The following is a 21,847-nucleotide window of genomic DNA, read 5'->3' as shown; positions in this document are numbered from 1 at the left end:
AGTATTGCAAGTTGGAAAATGCACAATATTGCAAAAATCCATTGCGGGCAAAACTCAAGTCAATTATCCTTGTATCTGACCAAAGAACAAGGAGGAAATGGAGAATGCTCACAATGGATCAGATACATGATATCAGAAATCGTTTTTATGAGAAAGGGGAAAATATTTCCCAGATTGCGGAAGCGTTGCACCTGGATTGGCGAACGGTACGCAAATACATTGATCAGACTGATTTCAACAGCCCGCCGCCAAAGCCGGCGTTGGAGAAACAATTCTGTCCCAAACTGGATCCCTACAAGGAGGTGATCGATTCCTGGCTGATTGAGGACAAATCAGCCCCACGCAAACAGCGCCATACAGCTAAACGGGTATTTCATCGCCTGCTGGCCGAATTTCCCGGTTTTGACTGCTCCTATCGGACGGTCGCCAGCTATTACGCAGTGAAACACCGGGAAATATTTAAGCAGAATAAACAGGCCTATCTGCCACTGGTACATCAACCCGGAGAAGCGCAGGTTGATTTTGGTACGGCTGAGTTTTATGAAAATGGCCAAAAACTGACTGGAAAATACCTGGAGGTCTCTTTTCCATACAGCAATAAAGGCTATCTGCAGCTGTTCTACGGGGAAAATATGGAATGCCTGCTGGAAGGGCTGGATGCCATATTCCGCCACATTGGCTGTGTGCCAAGGGAACTCTGGTTTGATAACACGAAAGTCATTGTTACCGAGATTATCCGTGGTGGCGGGCGAAAACTGACTGACAAATTCGAACGGTTCCGGGAGCATTACCATTTTAAAGCCGTCTTCATGAATCCCGGGGCCGGCCATGAAAAAGGAAACGTCGAAAACAAGGTCGGCTATCAGCGTCGCAACTTCATGGTACCGGTTCCCCGCTTTCTGTCGCTGTCGGATTATAACCGGCAGTTGCTGACAGAGTGTGAGAAAGATGCCCGGCGGAACCATTATCGCTACGATGAAACCATCGAGGAGCGGTTTCAGGCTGATCTGACGGCCTGCCACAAACTGCCCGGAATTGCGTTTGACCTCACCGGTCATCAAACCCTCAAAGCCGACAACTGGGCCAGGATTTATCTGAACAAACGACAGCATGCTTATTCGGTGGCTCCAAAGTACGCCCAGTGCCCGGTTCATCTGGTTTTAACTTCAGCGCTGGTGATTATTCAAGATGAAAACTTTCGTGAAATTGTTCGCCACCGGCGTCTTTACGGAGATACCAAACAAGAGCAGATGGACTGGCTGCCCTATCTGAAACAATTATCCCTGCGACCCCGAGCCCTGAAATATACTGGGATCTATGAGCTGATGCCGGAAACCATGCAAACCTATCTGGCCACCTGTTCAGGCAGCGAAGTTGGACAGATCCTCAAGGTTCTTTCCGAGTTGACCAGTCGCACCGGTTTTGACAGTGCCGTAAATACCGTTAACCATGCAATTGCTCATCAGGCGCGAGATGCCGATAGTCTGGAGAGTCTTTACCGGCGGTTGTATTCGGATGTACCTGAGCTGCCTGCAATGACCCTTGCTCCGGGCATTCCCAAAATGATCCCGATGCAGCCCAATCTGACGGCCTATGATATCTTGCTTCAGGGAAAGGGGGCTGACGGATATGCTCGACAAAGAAATCTTTGAATGCTGCCGGAAACTGCGTCTGAGTCGCAATCTGGCCGAGTTGGCGCAAACCACCGAAGGCAGCTCTCACCAGGAATATCTGCATCAGTTGCTTAGTGATGAACTCCGTTACCGGGAACTCACCCGCACCCAAAAGTTGGTTACCAGCGCCGGTTTCTATGGGATTCACACCTTTGAAGGATATCGCTTTGATGAAATCACCCTGCCTTCGGATCTGACTCCAGAAGGCCTGAAATCCCTGGCCTTTATCCACGAAAAGAAGAATCTGATTCTCTATGGTGGCACCGGAACCGGCAAAACTATGCTATCAACCGCACTCGGCGTTGCCGCCTGTCGACAGGGAATCCCGGTTAAATTCTTTCGAACGGCCGCCCTGGTGAATAAACTGTCGGAAGCCAAAGTAGCCGGTACCCTGACCGCTTTTCTGAAAAAACTGAATAAAGCCGAAGTGATTATTCTGGATGAATATGGTTATGTCCCACTGGACCGAACGGGAGCACAGCTCCTGTTCGAAATCATATCCGATTGTTATGAACGTCGGTCTATCATTCTTAATACCAACCTTGAATTTTCCCGATGGGTCAATGTGCTCTATGATGAACAGATGACGGCTGCCATGCTGGATCGGCTCCTTCATCACTGCCACCTGCTCATGTTTCCGGGACCCAGTAACCGGATGCGGGAATCCAGCATCAATGAATTATATCGCTCAATATCGGACAATCAATTGAAAAAATAATAATTGCCTGCAATGCTTAGATTGCTCATGAAATTGCTTCGCATTTTAGCTTGCAAAACTATGGATTTTCCATAATGCAACATTCTGTATTTTTAACTTGCAACTTTCTGCAAAAAGTACTTGCAAAAAACAAATAGTGGTGTATGCTGCCGTTTTAAAATAAAAAACATTACAAACGGATGTGAAGTGGATTGTTTCATTATACATTGACAGGTTCAATCCCGTCAATTCAGATTTAGGATACCATCGCTTAAATCACATGCCCCAAAACGGTGAAGATGCATGATTGAATCCAAGCCGATGGTGCGGCCAATTCAATTGACAAAATAGCTCATTAATGCTATTGTGTTAAAAGTTAACAATGGCTAATAAAGGGGTTTAAATGAATAGGAAAAGAGTAAAAAAAATAGACTGTCTTGTCGTATTATGGATCATGTTGTTGGTAGTGCTGGCTGGGCCGGTTTATGGTTTGGGGACAATCAGGGCGGTATATGATGAAACAGCAACGAGTCTGTCAGTCACCTTTGACAACAACTATGCATCAGGATGGATGATTGACATTTGTCGGGATGAACCTGGGGATGATCTGGTCGGGCCTTTTAAAGCTTCAGTGGCGCAACTGTATGTGGAGCGCACCTCCGGTCTGCAGTCGGGAACACAGATTATTGATCTGTCCGCCGTATTGGCAACGGTTCCGGCTGGGGAAAACATTCAAATTTATGTATCGGCCTATACGCCGGAAGAAGATACCACCATCGAAGATGGCGATGCCGGATATCAGGGAAATGCCTGTGTGGCGGTGAAGGGGACAGCGCTTCAGCCTACCGCTGTGGTGACGCCGGAGACTGACCTGGCCACGGTAGCGGCGATGAGTAATGGTATCCCGGTTCTATCGATTACCATGTCAGATACGGATAGCAACAAAAACAATCTGGAGTACCTTCATGCTGATAAAGAAAATAAAATCAGTGCTATGATAAGTCTTGACGACAGTGCCGATCCTAACAACAATTTCAGTGGGGAATCAGCGGTTATCAAAGGCCGGGGAAATTTCACCTGGAGTCTTGAAAAGCGACCGTATCAGATTAAATTTGATGGCAAAAAAGGGCTTCTTGGCATGGCTCCGGCTAAAACCTGGGTCTTGCTGGCTAATCACACCGATCGGTCCTTTGCCAGAAATCGGCTGATTTTTGATCTGGCCAATGACATGGGGTTGGCTTATTCCTCGGAATCCCGGTTTGTGGATCTTTATATCAACGGCGAATATCTGGGTAATTATCTGATTTGTGAAAAGGTTGAGGTGGGCAGTAATCGGGTTGAGCTTAAAAATCCCGATGGGCTACTGCTGGAAATGGATAACCATTATGGGACGGCAGAACCCTATTATTTTACCACCACCAAAAGCGGCACCATCTTTACCTTAAAGGATTCTGTTGATGCGGCGGACAGTCCGGAGGTACAACAGGCATTTGTAAATATCCAGGCACAGATCAATGAGTTGGAAACCTTGTTGTATGCCGACGATCCCGACTGGGCGGCGATCAGCGAAATAATTGACGTGGATTCATTTGTTAAGCGCTATTTTGTCGATGAATTTGCCAAAAATATTGAGATTGGGATGTCCAGTATTTATTTCTATAAGGATGGCGACAGTGACAAGCTCCATGCCGGTCCGGTCTGGGACTACGATTTGTCATTGGGGAATATTGCCAAAGGGACAGTCTCGGAAGACTATGCCAAAAATATTACGCTGCGGGTTGAAGAGGGAATTGTTCGCAATGACTGGTATGCCCAGCTGTGTCGCAATGAGGAATTTGTGGCAAGAGCGAATCAACTCTATGCCACGGATGTAAAAAAAGCGATCGATAACACTGATGATAATCTCAATGCAGTAGCAAAACTGGTTGCGGGATCAGCCGAAAATAATTTTGGCAAGTGGCCGGTGCTGGGGGTGCCGACGCTGGAAACCACCAACAGTCGGATCATTGAGCATTCTTTTGTCGGGGAAATTTCCTATTTGCGAAACTGGATTGTTGATCGCAGTAATTATCTGGCCGGGGCCTATGGGGCAGAAATGCCGACGCTCACTTACTTGAGCCATGTGCAAAATCAGGGCTGGCAGTCGGCGGTTACCACGGGGATGCAGGCCGGAACCACCGGCCAGGCACTCTGTCTGGAAGCATTGGAACTAGCCATTAATAGCGATGAAAGTGCTGGCTCTCTGGAATACAGCACCCATGTTCAGAATATCGGGTGGCAGGATTATGTCCCGACTGGCACAGTGGCTGGCACGACCGGTCAGGCCTTGGGCCTGGAAGCCGTAAAAATACGGCTAACCGGCGAATTGGCCGACAAATATGATGTCTATTATCGGATTCATTCGCAAAACTACGGCTGGCTGGGCTGGGCCAAGAATGATGAGATTGCTGGAACAGTAGGAATGAATCTTCGGGCTGAAGCGATTCAGGTCAAACTTGTTACCAAGGGAACCTTTATTAAGAACACATCCAACCGTTATTTTGAATTATCCACGGCGCCAGTGGTATAATGTTTATGGCTGCCAGTTGCACCGAAAAGTTAAGAGGAAACGAATGACAAGAGAATATATCGAAACGAAAATTACTGAATATCCGATATTTGAATATGCGTTTTTTGATCCATCAGAAATTAATTTTTATGAAGCAGTGCGAACCATCTGTAAGTTGGAATGTCCGCAATACGGAAACTCCTGGTCCTGTCCGCCGGCGGTCGGGACCCTGGCAGAATGCAAAGAACGGTGTCTGGGTTATGAACACGCCTTTATTTTTAGCACCATCTCGGAGGTCAGCGATATCCTAAATATGGACGAAATGCTGGCAACCCGTTGTGAGCATATTGAAATTGTCGAAGCAATCAAGACCAATATTTTTGGCGAACACGAGGACAAGCTGATTCTGACGGCCGAATCATGTGCCATCTGTGAGGACTGTGGCTACCCGGATGAGGCCTGTAAGCATCAGGACAAAATGTATCCCTGTGTCGAAAGCCATGCCATCTCGGTGACGGATATCTGCGAAAAACATCAACTGTCGTTTTTAAATGGCTATAATGTTATTACCTGGTTCGGGATGATCTTTTTCAACAACCGCCAGGGCGTTCATGCGGTTTAGAATTTTAAATTACCAGAAAGCGGGGATCAGATGGATTTATCATTTTTAGGGATTGCGAGTAATCCCATTACAGTTTTTACCCAGGCCGACAAGACAGCTTATTTACAGAATCCCGAAGATATTGATGGCGGGATTCGGGAACTGGTAGATGCCATTAACGCCATTCCGGTGTTCTTTTCGATGAGCGCCTGCCAGGGTTTTCTGATTGAGGAAGAGCGGGACGATCATTGTCCGGAAACTTATGTAGACTTTTATGTGATCGACGAGCAGTACCAGTTGGCCCAGCTACTGTTGGGATCGCTGGCCAGCAAATTTAATGCTAGCATCGATTGTAAGGTGGTCTATGAAGCCGATTTTGAGATGACAGCAGCGGATGAAATTGTACCGAACGGCATGGTCAAGCTGCGCCACAGCATCGAACTCTACGAGTTGCCAGCAGATTTAATGAAGAGCACTTATCAGGAACTGGTGGATCATGTCCGCAGATTCGGAGCGGCAGTAATATGATGGATAAGAAGGTCAGAGCTTTATTTGAGCCCTTTACAATCAAGCAGCTGAAGCTCAAGAACCGGCTGTTTATGCCGGCAATGGGGATTGCGACGGCTGATGAAAACGGGGCTTATACCGATGCGGCTAGCGCTTTTTATGTGACCCGGGCTAAGGGCGGGGTGGGTCTGATCATTGCCGGTGCCAATGCGGTGACCGCCTTAGACCCTCAACAGACGGTTTGTACGGACCCCACTCCTGGGTTTAACCCCGAGGCTTATATTGCGGCCGGACAGAAAATGACCCGGCAGATCCATGACCACGGCACCATGATCTTTGTACAGCTGGCGGCTGGTTTGGTTGGAGATAGCTGGTTAGAACAAAGTAAACGTTGCCAGACGATGACCCTTGCCGAAATCCGGCAGCTGGTGGCATCCTTTGCCGAGGCGGCCAAAATTGTCAAAGCGGCCGGTTTTGATGGCGTTGAAATCGAAACGGGATCTATGCTCGATGGTTTTACCCTGGCGCTTTATAATCAGCGTCGGGATGATTACGGCGGCGAGCTGCCAAACCGTTTTCGGATCGTGACGGAAATCATTGCTGCCATCAAGACCACCTGTGGCCGTGATTTTCCGGTGATTGTGCGGTTGGCAATGAAAAGCTATCTTAAAGCCGGGGGACAGCAAGCCTTGCCGCTGGAAGAATTTGCCGAACAGGGACGTGACGTCGATGAAGCCCTGGCGGCCGCAGTGCTGTTGGTTACAGCCGACTGTGACGGTTTTGACGTGACAGCCGGCATCGATACGCCGGAGAAATCCTCCTATTGGAAATATCCGCCGGTCTATTTTGACAAAGGGGTTTATCTGAATCTTAGTGAGACCCTTAAAAAAGTTGTTACAGTGCCGGTCCTGGCCGCCGGAAAAATGGATGATTCGGAGCTGGCGGCCGAGGCGCTGGCCCAAGGTAAGCTGGATATGGTGGGGCTGGGTCGGCCGCTGCTGGCTGATCCCGAGCTGCCTGTCAAGTTAGAAAACGCTAAAAGCCAAGTGATCCGGCCCTGTTTGGGCTGTAATGACGGTTGTCTGGCCCAGCTGATTGCCGGGCAGAAAGCCTCCTGCACCGTTAATCCGGACTGCAGTCGGGAACTGCGTACCAGGATTGTAGCGGCCGAAAGCCTGAAAAAGGTAGTGGTGGTTGGTGGCGGACCGGCTGGGATGGAAGCGGCCCGGGTCAGCGCACTGAGGGGCCATCAGGTGACCCTCTTTGAAAAAAGCTACGGACTGGGGGGCAAGCTGAAATACAGCAGCCAGCGGATCTTAAAAACCGCCGACCGCCAGCTGATCCATTGGTATGAAAATCAGCTGGAAGGCTTAACTGTCGAGATTCGTCTTGATGAACCGGCAACCCCAGAAAAAATAGCTGCCATCAATCCGGAGATCGTTTTTATTGCCCAGGGCTCCGAAGCCAAGCAGCTTGAATTCCCGGGGATGGACAGCGAAAAAGTGACCAATGCTATTGATGTGCTGACCGACAAGACCTTTGTCGGACCCCGCTGTCCGGCCATTGGCGGCGGTCTGGCCAGCTGTGAGGCGGCCCTCCATCTGGCCATGCATCGTCATAAGATGGTCATCGTGGACTCAGCCCCGGAGATTCTGGCCGCCGGTATCCCCATGGCTCCGGCTAACCAACAGATGCTGAAGGATTTACTGGTCTTTTATCGTAGCGAAATTATCACCTCTGCCACCCTAAAATCGGTCACTGAAGAAGGCGCCGTAATTGAAAAAAACGGAGAGGAACGGTTGCTTCCGGCCCATCACGTGATGATTGCGGTAGGTTTTGAACCAGCACCTTCTTTATATGAAGAAATACAGAACGACTACCCCCAGGTTTATAATATTGGCGATAGTCAGGCGATCAAAAATATTCGGGCGGCGATCTGGGCGGCCAACGACGTGGCCCGGACGCTTTAGTTAATCAAAATTTAATATGAAATTAATAAATTGACGGTTGTTGCATAAGTGTGGTAAAATTCAAAATTAGGGACTTATCAAATAACGTAAAACAGCTGGTGCTGCAGCTTTACGTTCCATCGTTAATTGAGTCGATTGGCAGCGGGTTTGTTTTCCTAAAATTAGCAATAATGGAGACATAAAATGATCACAACGACCTTTAAGCGCTATGAGAAAAAATATCAATTAGATGCGGTTCAATATGAGAAGATCTTGCCGATATTGCTGACAGAAATGAAGCCGGATACCTACACCTCAAAAAATGACAGCTATATGATCTATAATATTTATTACGATACCCAGCATTATGATGTGATCAGACATTCTCTGTCCAAGCCCTATTATAAAGAAAAACTGCGGCTGCGAAGCTATACCATTCCCGAAACCCTTGAGGAAAGAGTGTTTTTGGAGCTGAAGAAAAAAATCGGTGGGATTGTCAATAAACGGCGGGCCTCATTGCGATTAAATGATGCCTATAATTTTGTGTCTAAAAGAGAGTATCCCGAAGGATTGAACCAGAGTGAAGTACAGGTTTTAAAAGAAATTGAGTATTTTCTGGAAAATCGTTCAATTGAAGCAAAGGCGTATATCAGCTATCAGCGGACCGCCTATGTGGGAAAAAATGATCCCAACCTCCGGGTGACCTTTGACTGCAATATTAAAAGCCGGCAAACGCACCTGTTTTTAGAAAAGGGTGACTATGGTGATTTTGTGATTCCGCCCAATCAGTATGTCATGGAAATCAAGATTCTCGGGGCGATGCCCTTATGGCTGGCCCGGGCGCTATCGGAACTGAAAATCTATAGTTCCAGCTTTTCAAAATATGGTAGAACCTATCAGGAGTATCTAAGTCGGGCCGAGTAGGATCTGTCGCAGCCTGACAAAACCAATTTCATAACAGACTTATAAAGGGAGATCAGACATGTGGGAGACACTATTTTCATCAGCAACCAGTGAGACGCTGACCTTATCAACAACTGTCAATATTATTTTTGCTTCTTTATTGATGGGATTATTTATTAGCGTTATTTATATCAAAACCCGGGGTAAAGAAGGTTATTCCCATGGCTTTACGGTAACTCTGATTATGCTGCCAGCCATCATTGCCATTATCATTCTTCTGGTGGGCAATAATATTGCCCGGGCCTTTAGTTTGGCTGGAGCCTTCAGTCTGATCCGCTTTCGAAGCGCACCGGGGGATCCCATTGATATTTCCTATGTCTTTTTTACCCTGGCCGTCGGACTGGCCTGCGGGATGGGTTATATCGGCTATGGAATGCTTTTTGCCGTCATTCTATGCGCAGTGATGGTTATTCTCAGCGTGACGAAATATGCCAAACCGCGAGTCAATATGATGCAACTTAAAATTACCATCCCCGAAGATATCGATTTTCAGAATTGCTTTGAAGATATTCTAGAGCAGTATACCCAGAGTTATAAGCTGCAACGGGTCAAAACGACGGATTTTGGGTCGTTGTTTGAAATTATTTATACCATCCAGCCAAAAGATGCGATGGATCAGAAAGCGTTCATTGACCAGTTGCGCTGTCGAAACGGAAATCTGAACATTGTCCTTAATACTCAAATCAATAACGATATGGTCTATCTGGGATAGTATTTAAAAATCAGAATCAATTTAGCTGGTTTCATAAAATAAATCAAATCTGCTGCGAAAGTAGCAGGTTTTTTAGTTTGCAAGTATGCTATAAAAATAAGAGTGGAGGAAAAATTTGAAAGATCGACTGCAAAACAAGGGCGTGGTTTTGGCCCTGGCAACCCTTTGCTGCCTGCTCTGGGGCAGCGCCTATCCGGCGGTTAAAATTGGCTATGAGCTTTTTGGAATCACCACTACCGGAGCTCAGGTTTTGTTTGCCGGTTATCGTTTTACTCTGGCAGGAATACTGACATGGATCATCACCAGCCTTTATGTAAAGAAAATTGCGCTGCCGCAAAGAGAAGAGTGGGGCCGGATGATCAGCTTGGGGTTGGTGCAGACGACCCTCCAGTATATTTTCTTTTACATCGGCCTGGCCAATACCACCGGGGTGAAGGCATCGATTATCAATGCCACCTCCACCTTTTTTGCGATTCTTTTTGCCCATCTGATTCTGAAAAACGAGAAGATGACCCGGGCCAAGATCATTGGCTGCATTTTGGGGATGGTCGGGGTGATCATTATTCAGCTCAAGGGTGGCCGGATCGACAGCAGTTTTTCGCTGCTGGGGGATGGTTTTCTCTTTCTGGTCTGCATCGCCTCGGCGCTGGGGGCAGTGATGACCCGAATCTATACGCAAAAAAGCGATTCAATGATTCTGACCGCCTATCAGCTGATGATCGGCGGGGTGGTGCTGGTGATGATCGGGTTATTGATGGGGGGGTCGATCACGCAGGTTACCGTCCCGGGACTGCTTTTACTTGGCTATCTGGCAGCCTTGTCAGCTGCCGCTTTTTCCATCTGGACGATCCTATTAAAGCACAACCCGGTTGGAGTAGTGGCCATTTATGGCTTTATGATTCCGGTTTTTGGGGTAATCTTATCGGGGCTTTTTCTGGGTGAGGCATTTCTTAGCCTGCGGATTCTTGTTTCCCTGGCTTGTGTCAGTGTGGGGATCTGGCTGGTCAATCGGGAGGCGGGACGGATTTGAAAAAAGGTGCATCCGCTTGGATCCGGTTGAGATAACGATCGGAGCGCCAAGCGGGGGCACCTTTTGATGTTCATTTACGGTTTATTGGACAGTTTAAACAGCACCCGTGACAATGGCCTGATACCCTTCGGGATCGGTATTGCCTTCGGTACTGAACAGTAAGATGGTGGAGTTGCGATCAAGATTAAGCGATTGTTTCAGGGCGGTAAGACTTTGGTCGGTACACAAAGAAATCAGCAGCCCCAGACCGACGGCTCCGGATTCGCCGGAGATAATTGCCGGGTCAGTGCCTCCGGGATGGGCCAGGGTTTGCATCCCCAGTTTAGTGACCCAATCCGGGCAGCTGGCATAAAAGCTGGCTAAGTCTCTAAGAATCGGCCAGGTCAGAGGGTTCGGTTCGCCGCAGTTTAAACCGGCCATAATCGTTTCCGGGTGACCGCCAATCGCCACTGGCTGTCCCTGCTGCACCGACTTGAAAATGCAGGCAACGGTGTCCGGCTCAACAATGGTGGTGATTGGCGGATACTGATTGTAATACTGGCTCAGATAACCCAGCACACCTCCGGCCATCGAACCGACCCCGGCCTGAAGAAAAACATGGCTGGGCCTGGCAATGCCGCATTCTTGCAATTGCTCCAGAGCTTCGCTTGCCATGGTGGTATAGCCCTGGGTGATGGCGTTGGGGATGGCCTCGTAGTCGTCAAAGCCAGTGTCCTGAATGAGGATGTAACCCTTCTCCTTTGCCAGCTGGGCAGCCCGGCGGACGCACTCGTCGTAATTCAGTTCTGTGATCTCAACCGGGGTATCATTGATGGCCCGGATCGCCGCCGCCCGGCTGGGTTTAGAGCCTTTTGGCATCAGCACTATCGCCCGGCAGCCAAAAAGCGCAGCAGCCCAGGCCACTCCCTTGCCGTGGTTGCCATCGGTGGCGGTGATAAAAACCAGATTCTTAATCTGCTGGTGAATGGCCGTAGAGCTCAGTAACGGAAAAGTAAGGTCTGCCATATCGGCCTGGATCTGCCCGGCAATGATGGTAGCCATGGCGTAAGATGCCCCCAGGCTTTTGAAGGCGTTGAGTCCGAAGCGGTGGGATTCATCCTTAACAAAAATATTGCGAACGCCTAATTTCTCGGCCAAATCGGGCAGAGCTATCAACGGCGTCGGCTGATACTGAGGCAATGATTGATGAAAGCGGCGGACACCGACCACGGCGCTTGGGGATAACACTGGGGTTGGCTCCGGATCGGTGATTGGGTTCCGGCCTACGCCAGAGATGATGGTAATGGGTGAGTTCATCGGGGTCTCCTTATTATGGGGTGAATCAAGCAAATAGTTTTCGGATTTTTTTATTGTAGTCATTATATCACAATGCGATAATGATTAGAGAAAAAGATAATCATCATCAAAATATGGAGGTTAGGTATGAAAGTTGGAGTAATTCGTTGCCTGCAGACTGAAGATATGTGTCCGGGAACGACTGATTTTAAAGTGATCCGAGGGAAGAAGGGTGCCTTTGCGGGAGTTGAGGGAGAAATCGAAATAATCGGCTTTAATACCTGTGGCGGATGTCCGGGAAAAAAAGCTGTCACCCGGGCAGCGGAAATGGTCAAGCGTGGCGCCGACACCATCACTTTGGCATCCTGTATTACTAAAGGAAATCCGATTGGTTTCAAATGTCCCCATGCTGAGCAAATGCTGGCCGCTATTCGTAAAAAGCTTGGTGATGAGATAACCGTTTTAGAGTATACCCACTGAGATTTTGAATGGGAGAATGAAAAAATTGATAAACTAATAACCAGATGAGGATACCGTAAAAAAATTACAGTATCCTTCTTTTTATACTTGCATCTACAAGTCAGTAGGGTATAATCTAAGCAAAGAGAAGAGGTGAGACGCAAATGCTTAAGAATTTCAAAGTCAAAGGATTTAAAAATTTCAGTGAGCAGATTGAACTGGATTTTTCCGATGTTCGGGATTACTCTTTCAGTAAGGATTGTATTAAAGATGGTTTTTTGAATAAAATCATTATTTATGGGAAAAATGGGGTGGGTAAATCAAACATTGGCCTTGCCATTTTTGATCTGATAACACATCTGACGGATAAAAATGTCACCCCGGGATTGTATGACTATTATCTGAATGCCGATAATGATACCGGTTTTGCCGAGTTCCAGTATGTGTTTAGGATTGGTGACTCAGAAATTGAATATCGGTATCACAAGAATCAGGAACAGGTGCTTCAATTTGAAGAAGTCCGAATGGACTCTGAAATTGTCTTTTCTTATAATTTTTCTAACAAACAGGGAAATCTGGAAGGGCTGTTAAAAAGGGTGCCGTCGCTAAACTATGAATTTTTAAACGAGCATTTTTCGATCTTAAAATATGTTGTCAGCAACACTGCTGGCGATGGGATCAAGCCGTTAAAAGAAATGGTGCGCTTTGTGAACAACATGCTCTGGTGTCGTAGTCTGGATGAAAATCGTTATATTGGTTTTAAAAATGACAGCAAGGATTATTTTTCGTTTATTTTAGACCATGATCGTCTTGGTGGCTTTCAAAGTCTGATTAACCGGGCCGGAATCGACGAACAGTTGGAAATCATAGTTGATCCGGATGGACAGGAGCGGTTGTATTTTAAACGCAAAAAACCACTGCCGTTTTTCAAAACGGCGTCCAATGGTACAAAGGCTTTATATACCTTATACTACTGGTTGTCTGCTTCAAAAGACTTGAGTTTTCTGTTTATTGACGAGTTTGATGCATATTATCATTTTGAACTTTCCGAGATGATCGTTACTTTATTGGAATCGATGGATGGTTTTCAGACCGTGCTGACATCCCACAACACGAATCTTTTAACGAATCGGATGATGAGGCCGGATTGTTATTTTATTTTGACCCCTAATCAGCTCACTTCACTGGCCAATGCCACCAAAAGGGAATTACGGGAAGGTAATAATCTGGAAAAACTCTATGTAAGTGGTGAGTTTAATGGATGAAGCACATATAAAGAAAATTCTCGTATTGGTTGAAGGAGCAAAAACTGATGTTCTGTTGATGAATAAAATAATCAGCAGTTATCCAATTCTCGATGATTATCGGATTGTATCTTATTGTACCAATATTTATGCATTATATCAGGAAATGATGATGGCTGGACAGGAAGATCTTGAAGCAACAGATATTCTGCTTGTCCTAAAATCAAGAGAGAAGCGTGAAGAAAACAGAAAACTGTTTGATGAAAAGTATACCGATATTCTACTGGTATTTGACCTGGATCCACAGGATTCACGTTATAACTTGGATTCCCGGTAATACCTAACGAGAATGCGCGTCTGTTGCAAAAAAACGCCTAAATTAAGCCGTTTATCATTATAAAAGCTGGTCATTCTCATCGTTATGTGTTATGCTATACATAACGATGAGGAGGGAGATATGGCAGCAATCATATATCAAAAAGACAAACGATCCAATATTACTTATGCTTATGAATCGATATCCTATTGGGATAAAGAGAAACAACAATCACGGGCAAAACGAAAACTAGTAGGCCGCGTCGATCAGCAGACAGGTGAAATTGTCCCGACAGATGGTCGTGGTCGAAAGAAAAAAGAATCCGATGTAGTGATTAAATGCGGCCCCATTCCAACAAAAACCGTAACCCGTTCTTTTTATGGTGCAACCTATCTTTTCGATGCAATTGGCGAGAAAATTGGAATCATTGCCGATCTGAAACATTGCTTTCCAGCGCAATACAAGCAAATTCTTTCGATCGCCTATTATCTTATTCTGGAAGAAAATAATCCGCTGTTTCGTTTCGAAAAATGGAGTATCCTGCACAAACACCCCTATGGACAGATCATCACCTCCCAACGCAGCAGTGAATTGTTCGCAGCGATTACGGAAGAAAAAAAGAATGAATTTTTCAGGCTGCAGGGTAAACGCCGAAACGAAAAAGAATTCTGGGCCTACGACACCACATCAATCTCCAGTTTTTCAGAACATTTGCGACAGGTTCAGTATGGAAACAATAAAGAAAATGACCGCTTGCCACAGTTCAATCTGGCGATGGTGTTTGGAGAAAGCTCCAACCTGCCCTTCTATTATCGCAAGTTGGCCGGTAATATTCCCGACTCTAAAACCATCCGGAATTTGTTGGCCGATCTGGATGTGCTGGGGTTTTCCAAAGTAAAACTTGTCATGGATCGTGGCTTTTACAGTGAAGCGAATGTTAACAGCCTTTACAAAGACCATTTAAAGTTCCTGATTGCCGTTAAAACATCATTGACATTTGTTCGCAACGAACTGGATAAAATTTATGATGGTTTCCGCTCGTTTGATTGCTACAGCGAAAAATACGAATTATATGCTAAAACGGTTACGACGGAGTGGAATTACCAGCTGGAACGCCCATATAAAGGCGATACCATTAAGGATAAAAGGCGACTGTACATCCATTACTACTATAACATTGATAAAGCGGCTGACGACGAAAAATCTTTCGACAGAAACTTGATTGAACTCCGCCGTGAACTGGAGACAGGCAAACCGGTTGCCGAACATGAGAAGGCCTATAAAAAATATTTCACCATTAAAACAACGCCGGTACGTGGCACGAAAGCCACCATCAATGAGCAGGCAGTGGCGAAAGCCAAACGCTACTTTGGTTTCTTTTCGCTGATCAGTAACGAAACCATGGATGCCATCACAGCACTTGATATCTATCGCAATAAAGATGTTGTTGAAAAAGCTTTCGGGAATCTGAAGGAACGATTGAATATGCGACGCACCTTGGTTTCTTCTGAACAAAGCCTGGATGGCAAACTATTTGTGGAATTCATTGCTTTGATCTACCTGTCCTACATCAAGAAAAAAATGCAGGATGCCGGGCTTTTTGGAAAGTGCACGATGCAGGGGCTGTTAGACAAACTCGATGTTATTGAATGTTTTGAAGAACCAGGTCATGCTGTCAGAGTAGGCGAGATCCTGGAGAAACAAAAAGAGCTATATGCTGCGATGGATATCCGGCCGCCAGTCTCGTTATGAGTGGCCGGGAATCCAGGTTATAATAGTGATGTTTTGCTGGCATTACAGAAACATTTTTCGGATTCTTCAGATATGGGCAAATTATACCTCAACTATCCGATGGTTGAAGCCTTTTATCATCTGAAATCAATTCCAGATGACGATTATTATCATCGTATGACAGCTTTAGCTGAATTGAAAAACAAGAAGTATAAATTAAGGGTTCAGCAAGAAACGCTGGGAAGCGATTATCGAAAGTTTGCGGTATCCAGGGATCAAATGACGATTGTGATCAGACAAAATATGGCAAAAGCCCACGGGCTCCAAAGTGATGAGCGAATTGACTGGTCTCATGATGGCGTAACGCAGGAGATAGACCATCTTAAAGTATTACAGTTGCAATTGGCTTTGTTGGAAAAGGAAGAGCAGCTTCAGGTATTATCAACCTGTGGTTTTTTTATCGCCGACTATAATCCCGGTTTTCTGAAAATGACATAAGGATGGAACTTACTAACCGCTGCGGCGGTTTTTCTTTTTATTAGAAATTTTTCTGGCACACGAATTGCCACATCTTGTCTTTTTCAGAGAGTCGTGTATGATGAAAGAGATGAGAATATAATGATATTTTTAGCGAATGATACTCAAATTTTTGATATTTGTTAAAGATTTGAGGATGGTGCGTAAAAAGCATGAATTTACCTACTAAAAGTTTTGAAATCGTTACAAAATAGCGTATAATAAAAAAATACGGCTTATTGTCGAATTAAAATCATGGCTGATTAAGAGATGTTTCATCAAAAGAAGACGGCAATGAAAAACAACAGGAGCACATTGGTCGATTAAATCAGCAATTGAGAAATTTAAGATTTGAATAGCAGCAATTGTGATGGCTGATGAAAGGCTTCAGATATTCAGGTGTCGCTGTTGGTGAGCAAATAAAAAACGGATAAATTAATGATAGAGGACAGATTCTGTCCAGGCTGTTCCGATATAATTTTAATATCAAATAAATCCATGGAAAAGGGGAATGACAATGTTATTTGAGAAAAAAGATACGAATCAGAAAAAGAATCACAAGACATTGTGCCAGATCTGCCATCAGAATCCCGCCACCACGACGATGCAGGGGCCACTGGGGCCGGTTAAGGTGTGTAAAAGCTGTAAGAAAAATGTACGGATTTAAAAAAACTCAAAGGGGGTGAAACAGTAGATTGAAATCACAACATGATAAAAAGAAAACCGCCCGGATCCTCGCCATCTATGATCAGATCATCCGAGGTGAGATCGTCAACAAACAGAAGTGGGCCGAAGAACAGAAAGTCACGGACAAAACCATCCAGCGGCATCTGCAGGAAATAGAAGCTTATCTGCAAGAGATTTATCCCGAGAGTGAGGTTGCCTATGACCGTAAGCGTCAGGGCCACCGGTTGTATCGGGAAGGCAGTATGGTGTTGTCGGATCATGATATCTTTGCCGTGGCCAAGGTCTTGCTGGATGCCCGGGCTTTCAGCGAAAACGAAATGGAGGAAATCCTCGATCATCTGCTGCGTTTATCCTATAACCGCAAGGCCATTGAGGTGGCCATCGGCAATGAACGCCAGTTTTATCAGCCGGTCAAACACGGTCAGGATTTAATTGAACGGATCTGGTTTTTCAGCCAGAGTGTTCAGAAGCAGCAGGTGCTGGATGTGCAGTATCAAAAGCAGGATGGTACGGTGAAGGCCTATAAAATCAATCCCCTGGGGCTGATGTTCAATGAGTATTATTTTTATGTCATTGCCGAGATCAATGGCAAGGAGAACCCCGTTTCGCTGGTTTTCCGGCTCGACCGGTTTATCAATTATGCTTTTTGTGAGGGCGATCAGCGTTTTACGATTGACTATGGCAACCGCTTTAAAGAAGGTGAATTTCGGGAGCAGATTCAGTTTATGTATACCGGTGAACTGACGACCATTCGCTTCCGCTTTTTCGGCCCGTCTCTGGAGGCGGTTCTGGACCGATTGCCCACCGCCAAGGTAGAAAAAACCGAGGACGGCGTCACCACCTTGTCAGCCCGGGTTTACGGTGAAGGGGTCAAGAAATGGCTGCTTTCCCAGGGGGACTGGGTTGAGGTGTTAAGCCCACCGAGTTATCGAAAAGAGATGGTGGAGATGATTGAGCGGATGCGGGGGAAGTATGGGGAGGGGTGAGATAAGAGTATCAAAAAGAAACTGGTTATTGTTAATTGTCAAGGCTTGTCGCTGTTGATAAAAATTAGATTAGCTTGGAAAATTAAGTGAAGAACTAATGTAAAGATTAGCGTGTAAAACAAAAAAATAAGTAAACCAAGGAGGGTTTGTAATGTTTTTAAATCAGTTAGAAGACGTAAATAAAGAGTTGTTCTTAAAGGTGTGCATTCATGCAGCGTGGTCAAATGGGGTTTTTGTTAATGAAGAAAAAGAAATGATTTTTGCATATTGTAGAGAGATGAGTATACCAGAGGATGTCCCAGAATATGATGGAACAATTAATGATGTTCTTTCAGAACTGGCTGAAAAAGCTACCACAAAAGAAAAAAATATCATTGTGCTTGAAATCTTAGGTTTGGTAAAAGCTGATGGTGTGTATGAAGATAAAGAAAAAGAATTTATGGATGCTTTAGTTACTGGAATGAAGGTAAAAGAAGGCGTGCTTAGTAAATTAAATAGTTTATTGGACATTTATGCCACTGTTTGCAAAGAATTGTTTTTTACGCTGAGTGAATAGATTGTGAGCTGAAAGGATTTTTGAGCATATGTATCATAAATCAATTAACGAGTATCCACTTATCATTAATAATAGTGAGAATCAAGCGTTATTGCAAGCGGATGACAAATGCGATAAATACGACTACTTAGTAGCGGTTGCGTGTGGTGCGATTGGTGGAATGATCGATAGTTTTCTTGTCGGCGCTCCAGGCGATAGCAAACTGGGTACATGGACTGACGCACAGGTTGATAATGCAGTTAAGGGCTTTGCTAAAATGGTTGGCTGGAATCCAAGAGAAGAACAAAAAGGAAATGTAGCCAGTGCAATCGGGTTCTTAGAGACTAAATTTAAGATTAATTATGATCAAAGACATAGTGGCGATGTCGGTAACCTATTTAAAATGAAACCTCTTGATCATCATATGATGTCATTATCACATTCGCCGGACATTGTCGGATTATTTTTTTCAGTGCTGAATCAGTTTACCTCAACATCATCGTTTATTGCGAATGGGCAAATTATAACCATCAATACTGAAACGTTTGAATTACAGGGAAATAATTTTATATCAAAACTGTTTTGCGGTATTGCAAATTGGTTCGGTCATATCATTTCTGATATTGCTGGAAGCTCAGGTAGTAAAGGGCGTGGTACTGGTGTTGTGATGCCTTTTTATGAATTATTCCAGTTCTGCAAATTTGGAAAATTCGATGTCGGTAAGGATAAACAGGATTTAGCCACTATAGCAATTAGGGCATTTCAAGAAGGATACGATTTCAGATTTGGATTAGCATTAGCGATACCAGTAGTGATTACTGATCTATCAATCAGGTTAATCTGGTCGCTAAGAAGACGATTCCAGTATGGTAAACCTATTAAAGAATGCATACCGATATCTAAACATACGGATCTTCGTATAATGCTATTATTTGGTAACGGCACCTTATGCGTCATGGATGGGATCGATGCAGGAATTCGTTCGGGTGGTAACTATCTGGCGTTTTTCATGAGATTAAATCTGGTAGCGTGGTTCCGATTTGTAGCGCTGGTTTTAAAAGAAGTGTGTATCAGAGTTGGTATTTCAAATGCTCTGCAAATGAATATTGAAGCATATAAGAGAATAAACGAAGCACTGCTATCATACTTGCATGAGCTTGAAAAACTGGATATTGAGCTGTTCAAAAAGGAAACCGAAGCATATATCAATGTGGTGGATATTTTCTCAACAGCAAAATCTATTGAAGAATTGAATGTGATGCTTCTTGATAATTTTGAGAGGATGGGAATCAAAAAACCATGGGAAGGCAGTTTTGATGAACATATGTCAAACAAGAATGCAACTTTGGTGTTTAAATAGTGTTTAAATGTGACTATTGTGGATGCTGCTGTCGAAACCTTGGTAAATCCGAACTATACGCGGAATTAGATAGAGGGGACGGAATATGCAAGTATTTACGAGGTAATCTCTGTTCGATTTACGAAAATCGCCCGTTGCTTTGCAGGGTAGATGAATGTTATGATTTGTATTTTTGTAAAATTATGGAGCGTGATGATTATTACAGGTTGAATAAAATAGAATGCAAAAAACTCAAAAATATGGAGGAATAAAATTATGCCATTACCAATTATTTTAGGAGTGGGTGCTGCGATCGCAGGTCTAGCTGGTATCGGAGGCGGCGTTCATGGTGCAGTAAAAATGAAAGAAGCAAATGACACAATGAAAAATGCAGAAAATCGGCATGCAAGTAACATTGAAAGATTTGAAAAGAAGAGTGATACAACCAATAAAACGATGGATGCATTAGGTAAGTTAGAATTGCAGATATTGAAGGGATTTGATGATTTTTCAAATACAATTGAAAAAATTCAAAATCGACCACAATTTGAAAAGTATAATATCGATGGGGTTACCTTACCAAAATATGACAAGGAAGCATTAAAAAATGTTTCTGTAGGAGCAGGAGTGTTGCTTGGTGGTATTGGTGGTGCAGCTGTTGGCACCGCAGGTGGATTTGCTGCAGCAGGTGCTACAACATCTGCAGTAATGGCTCTTGGAACTGCTTCGACAGGTACCGCTATTGCATCGTTGAGTGGTGTAGCTGCAACTAATGCTACCTTAGCGGCAATAGGTGGTGGAGCAATTGCTGTAGGGGGAGGAGGGATGGCTCTTGGGACAACAATTCTCGGAGCAGCAACGCTTGGAGTTGGTCTTTTAGTGGGTGGTGTTGTATTTAGTGTGACTGGTTCCAAACTATCGGATAAGGCTGATGAGGCCTATAGTCAAATGAAAAAGGCGGAAGATTCGATTAATAAAATTTGCACCTATTTAATCGAACTTGAAGAAACAGCGAAAAAATATACAGCAACACTTGAATCCGTTCAAGTTAAATATTTGGAAAATTTCAACTTCATCTCATATATTGTCAATAAACTGAACAAAGTAGACTGGAATGATTTTTCAGAACAAGAGAAGAAAGCAACAGAAAATACAGTGCTGTTAGTTGGTTTATTGTATAAGATGTGTCAGGTTAGCCTAGTAATGAAAGCTACAAATGAAAATGAGATGAATAAAGTAAATAGAACTGCAGTAGATGAGTCGATTCAAAATTCTAAAAATATTCTTAAGAATATTGCTTAGCTTCGATCTAATAAATTTATTTGAGATAATTTATTTATACTTAAAGTGATTGAATTGATAAGACCGATTTTCTCTTTAATATATGTCGGTTCTGAGAAAATTTAAAAAATTCTTAAAACAACTATTCTAACCACCGTGAACCAGATCAATGATTATGCTGGCCGCTCGGTCGAGGTGGTCTATGAGGCGATCAGCCAATACGGCGAGGAAAAAATGGCTGAGGCTATAACCTATTATTGCCAGCTTGTCGATCAGCTCAATGCCCTGGCGGGAGAGCGTACCGGCAAGCCGGAATGGGGCCAGTTCACTGATTTTGATTTTTTCCGGGATCGGGTCGATGTTGTTTGTGAATTACTCGCCAATCTGGTGGTCGGCTTGATTCCTTTAGCCATCTTTTTCCTGCCTTCCATCAACCGGGATAACCGGGTTCAGGAATTTAAAGATGGCATTGATGCCAGCTACAGGCGGATGCTTGAGACCCTGAGCCATGAGGCCCAAAAGCTGGGAGTCCAGCTGCTGCAGATGCAGGCTGTTAATTGTCAAATTATAAGTGTCAAAACAGTCTTGATTTAATCAAATTATTTCGGCTAAACCCGGCTTTTTAACTATGGTATAATGATTAATCATTATGCACTTTAAGGAAGCATCAACCATGGTTCACCTGGAACACTTTTCTGAACACCCACTGGATTACATCAACGAATTCCACACCACGGAAAGAGTCCGCATTGACAGCTGCCCTCATTGTTTCACCCGCAGGCGGCTCCATCTTCATGG

At 44.7% G+C, this 21,847-nt stretch carries 21 protein-coding genes; 20 read left to right on the top strand and 1 reads right to left on the bottom strand.

Features of this window, described 5'->3' with window-relative positions:
- Positions 1 to 113 precede the first annotated feature (113 nt).
- From istA to BI182_RS01015, 9 genes are all read left to right on the top strand, one after another.
- A complete protein-coding gene (gene istA / locus BI182_RS01055; protein ID WP_502691625.1) occupies positions 114 to 1,652 on the top strand; it encodes an IS21 family transposase in 1,539 nt (512 codons plus the stop codon).
- The gene (istB, locus tag BI182_RS01050) at positions 1,630 to 2,391 is read left to right on the top strand and encodes an IS21-like element helper ATPase IstB (protein ID WP_186895722.1); all 762 of its coding nucleotides are present in this window, start codon (positions 1,630 to 1,632) and stop codon (positions 2,389 to 2,391) included. The genes istA and istB overlap by 23 nt, the downstream gene beginning before the upstream one ends.
- 382 nt (positions 2,392 to 2,773) lie before the next feature.
- Complete coding sequence (locus tag BI182_RS01045) at positions 2,774 to 4,939, top strand: CotH kinase family protein (protein WP_148638090.1); 2,166 nt, start codon at positions 2,774 to 2,776, stop codon at positions 4,937 to 4,939.
- 43 nt (positions 4,940 to 4,982) lie between these two features.
- Positions 4,983 to 5,540, top strand: coding sequence for a DUF2284 domain-containing protein (locus BI182_RS01040; RefSeq protein ID WP_286804916.1), 558 nt, complete (start codon positions 4,983 to 4,985; stop codon positions 5,538 to 5,540).
- Positions 5,541 to 5,570: 30 nt separating this feature from the next.
- Positions 5,571 to 6,047, top strand: coding sequence for a hypothetical protein (locus tag BI182_RS01035; protein WP_148638088.1), 477 nt, complete (start codon positions 5,571 to 5,573; stop codon positions 6,045 to 6,047).
- Entirely contained in the window at positions 6,044 to 7,996 is a 1,953-nt protein-coding gene (locus BI182_RS01030) for an oxidoreductase (RefSeq protein ID WP_084633498.1), read from the top strand. Before BI182_RS01035 ends, BI182_RS01030 begins: the two co-directional genes overlap by 4 nt.
- Positions 7,997 to 8,179: 183 nt before the next feature.
- Positions 8,180 to 8,899: a polyphosphate polymerase domain-containing protein gene (locus tag BI182_RS01025; protein WP_070370296.1), complete on the top strand. Its 720-nt coding sequence runs from the start codon at positions 8,180 to 8,182 to the stop codon at positions 8,897 to 8,899.
- A gap of 58 nt (positions 8,900 to 8,957) precedes the next feature.
- A complete protein-coding gene (locus BI182_RS01020) occupies positions 8,958 to 9,650 on the top strand; it encodes a DUF4956 domain-containing protein (protein ID WP_148638086.1) in 693 nt (230 codons plus the stop codon).
- A gap of 115 nt (positions 9,651 to 9,765) precedes the next feature.
- Positions 9,766 to 10,680, top strand: a complete 915-nt coding sequence (locus tag BI182_RS01015) for a DMT family transporter (RefSeq protein WP_286804909.1) — start codon at positions 9,766 to 9,768, stop codon at positions 10,678 to 10,680.
- A 93-nt stretch (positions 10,681 to 10,773) separates the two neighbouring features.
- Here BI182_RS01015 and BI182_RS01010 read toward each other — a convergent pair whose 3' ends face one another.
- On the bottom strand, positions 10,774 to 11,976 hold the full coding sequence (locus tag BI182_RS01010; RefSeq protein ID WP_228878156.1) for a diaminopropionate ammonia-lyase: 1,203 nt from the start codon (positions 11,974 to 11,976) through the stop codon (positions 10,774 to 10,776).
- Between the two features lie 126 nt (positions 11,977 to 12,102).
- Between BI182_RS01010 and BI182_RS01005 the strand changes: the two genes are divergently transcribed.
- The 11 genes from BI182_RS01005 to BI182_RS00955 all read left to right on the top strand — a co-directional run bounded on the left by BI182_RS01005 (position 12,103) and on the right by BI182_RS00955 (position 21,643).
- On the top strand, positions 12,103 to 12,435 hold the full coding sequence (locus tag BI182_RS01005; protein ID WP_070370292.1) for a CGGC domain-containing protein: 333 nt from the start codon (positions 12,103 to 12,105) through the stop codon (positions 12,433 to 12,435).
- A 143-nt stretch (positions 12,436 to 12,578) separates the two neighbouring features.
- Positions 12,579 to 13,679 (top strand): AAA family ATPase, encoded by a 1,101-nt coding sequence (locus tag BI182_RS01000; protein WP_286804904.1) that lies wholly within the window; start codon positions 12,579 to 12,581, stop codon positions 13,677 to 13,679.
- Positions 13,672 to 13,995: a hypothetical protein gene (locus tag BI182_RS00995; RefSeq protein WP_286804902.1), complete on the top strand. Its 324-nt coding sequence runs from the start codon at positions 13,672 to 13,674 to the stop codon at positions 13,993 to 13,995. Before BI182_RS01000 ends, BI182_RS00995 begins: the two co-directional genes overlap by 8 nt.
- Before the next feature lie 120 nt (positions 13,996 to 14,115).
- Positions 14,116 to 15,726, top strand: a complete 1,611-nt coding sequence (locus BI182_RS00990) for an IS1634 family transposase (RefSeq protein WP_286804900.1) — start codon at positions 14,116 to 14,118, stop codon at positions 15,724 to 15,726.
- Positions 15,727 to 15,798: 72 nt separating this feature from the next.
- A complete protein-coding gene (locus tag BI182_RS00985; RefSeq protein ID WP_286804898.1) occupies positions 15,799 to 16,203 on the top strand; it encodes a hypothetical protein in 405 nt (134 codons plus the stop codon).
- 535 nt (positions 16,204 to 16,738) lie between these two features.
- Positions 16,739 to 16,888, top strand: coding sequence for a hypothetical protein (locus tag BI182_RS00980; RefSeq protein WP_228878163.1), 150 nt, complete (start codon positions 16,739 to 16,741; stop codon positions 16,886 to 16,888).
- Positions 16,889 to 16,916: 28 nt separating this feature from the next.
- Positions 16,917 to 17,894 (top strand): helix-turn-helix transcriptional regulator, encoded by a 978-nt coding sequence (locus BI182_RS00975; protein ID WP_286804894.1) that lies wholly within the window; start codon positions 16,917 to 16,919, stop codon positions 17,892 to 17,894.
- Positions 17,895 to 18,045: 151 nt separating this feature from the next.
- Entirely contained in the window at positions 18,046 to 18,450 is a 405-nt protein-coding gene (locus BI182_RS00970) for a tellurite resistance TerB family protein (RefSeq protein WP_286804892.1), read from the top strand.
- A 28-nt stretch (positions 18,451 to 18,478) separates the two neighbouring features.
- Positions 18,479 to 19,789 carry a hypothetical protein gene (locus tag BI182_RS00965; protein WP_286804891.1) on the top strand — a complete coding sequence of 437 codons (1,311 nt, stop codon included), beginning with the start codon at positions 18,479 to 18,481 and terminating at the stop codon, positions 19,787 to 19,789.
- A gap of 255 nt (positions 19,790 to 20,044) precedes the next feature.
- Entirely contained in the window at positions 20,045 to 21,070 is a 1,026-nt protein-coding gene (locus BI182_RS00960; protein ID WP_286804889.1) for a hypothetical protein, read from the top strand.
- A 135-nt stretch (positions 21,071 to 21,205) separates the two neighbouring features.
- Positions 21,206 to 21,643 (top strand): hypothetical protein, encoded by a 438-nt coding sequence (locus tag BI182_RS00955; protein WP_286804888.1) that lies wholly within the window; start codon positions 21,206 to 21,208, stop codon positions 21,641 to 21,643.
- Positions 21,644 to 21,847: the final 204 nt, after the last annotated feature.

Source organism: Acetobacterium sp. MES1 (assembly GCF_002237635.1).
Taxonomy (GTDB): domain Bacteria; phylum Bacillota; class Clostridia; order Eubacteriales; family Eubacteriaceae; genus Acetobacterium; species Acetobacterium wieringae.
This window is presented reverse-complemented; position numbering and strand designations above follow the sequence as displayed.

Bases quoted from the DNA above. Each gene is read 5' to 3' on its own strand.
- istA (WP_502691625.1), top strand. From the start codon at position 114: ATGGATCAGATACATGATATCAGAAATCGTTTTTATGAGAAAGGGGAA.
- istB (WP_186895722.1), top strand. From the start codon at position 1,630: ATGCTCGACAAAGAAATCTTTGAATGCTGCCGGAAACTGCGTCTGAGT.
- BI182_RS01045 (WP_148638090.1), top strand. From the start codon at position 2,774: ATGAATAGGAAAAGAGTAAAAAAAATAGACTGTCTTGTCGTATTATGG.
- BI182_RS01040 (WP_286804916.1), top strand. From the start codon at position 4,983: ATGACAAGAGAATATATCGAAACGAAAATTACTGAATATCCGATATTT.
- BI182_RS01035 (WP_148638088.1), top strand. From the start codon at position 5,571: ATGGATTTATCATTTTTAGGGATTGCGAGTAATCCCATTACAGTTTTT.
- BI182_RS01030 (WP_084633498.1), top strand. From the start codon at position 6,044: ATGATGGATAAGAAGGTCAGAGCTTTATTTGAGCCCTTTACAATCAAG.
- BI182_RS01025 (WP_070370296.1), top strand. From the start codon at position 8,180: ATGATCACAACGACCTTTAAGCGCTATGAGAAAAAATATCAATTAGAT.
- BI182_RS01020 (WP_148638086.1), top strand. From the start codon at position 8,958: ATGTGGGAGACACTATTTTCATCAGCAACCAGTGAGACGCTGACCTTA.
- BI182_RS01010 (WP_228878156.1), bottom strand. From the start codon at position 11,976: ATGAACTCACCCATTACCATCATCTCTGGCGTAGGCCGGAACCCAATC.
- BI182_RS01005 (WP_070370292.1), top strand. From the start codon at position 12,103: ATGAAAGTTGGAGTAATTCGTTGCCTGCAGACTGAAGATATGTGTCCG.
- BI182_RS01000 (WP_286804904.1), top strand. From the start codon at position 12,579: ATGCTTAAGAATTTCAAAGTCAAAGGATTTAAAAATTTCAGTGAGCAG.
- BI182_RS00995 (WP_286804902.1), top strand. From the start codon at position 13,672: ATGGATGAAGCACATATAAAGAAAATTCTCGTATTGGTTGAAGGAGCA.
- BI182_RS00990 (WP_286804900.1), top strand. From the start codon at position 14,116: ATGGCAGCAATCATATATCAAAAAGACAAACGATCCAATATTACTTAT.
- BI182_RS00985 (WP_286804898.1), top strand. From the start codon at position 15,799: ATGGGCAAATTATACCTCAACTATCCGATGGTTGAAGCCTTTTATCAT.
- BI182_RS00980 (WP_228878163.1), top strand. From the start codon at position 16,739: ATGTTATTTGAGAAAAAAGATACGAATCAGAAAAAGAATCACAAGACA.
- BI182_RS00970 (WP_286804892.1), top strand. From the start codon at position 18,046: ATGTTTTTAAATCAGTTAGAAGACGTAAATAAAGAGTTGTTCTTAAAG.
- BI182_RS00965 (WP_286804891.1), top strand. From the start codon at position 18,479: ATGTATCATAAATCAATTAACGAGTATCCACTTATCATTAATAATAGT.
- BI182_RS00960 (WP_286804889.1), top strand. From the start codon at position 20,045: ATGCCATTACCAATTATTTTAGGAGTGGGTGCTGCGATCGCAGGTCTA.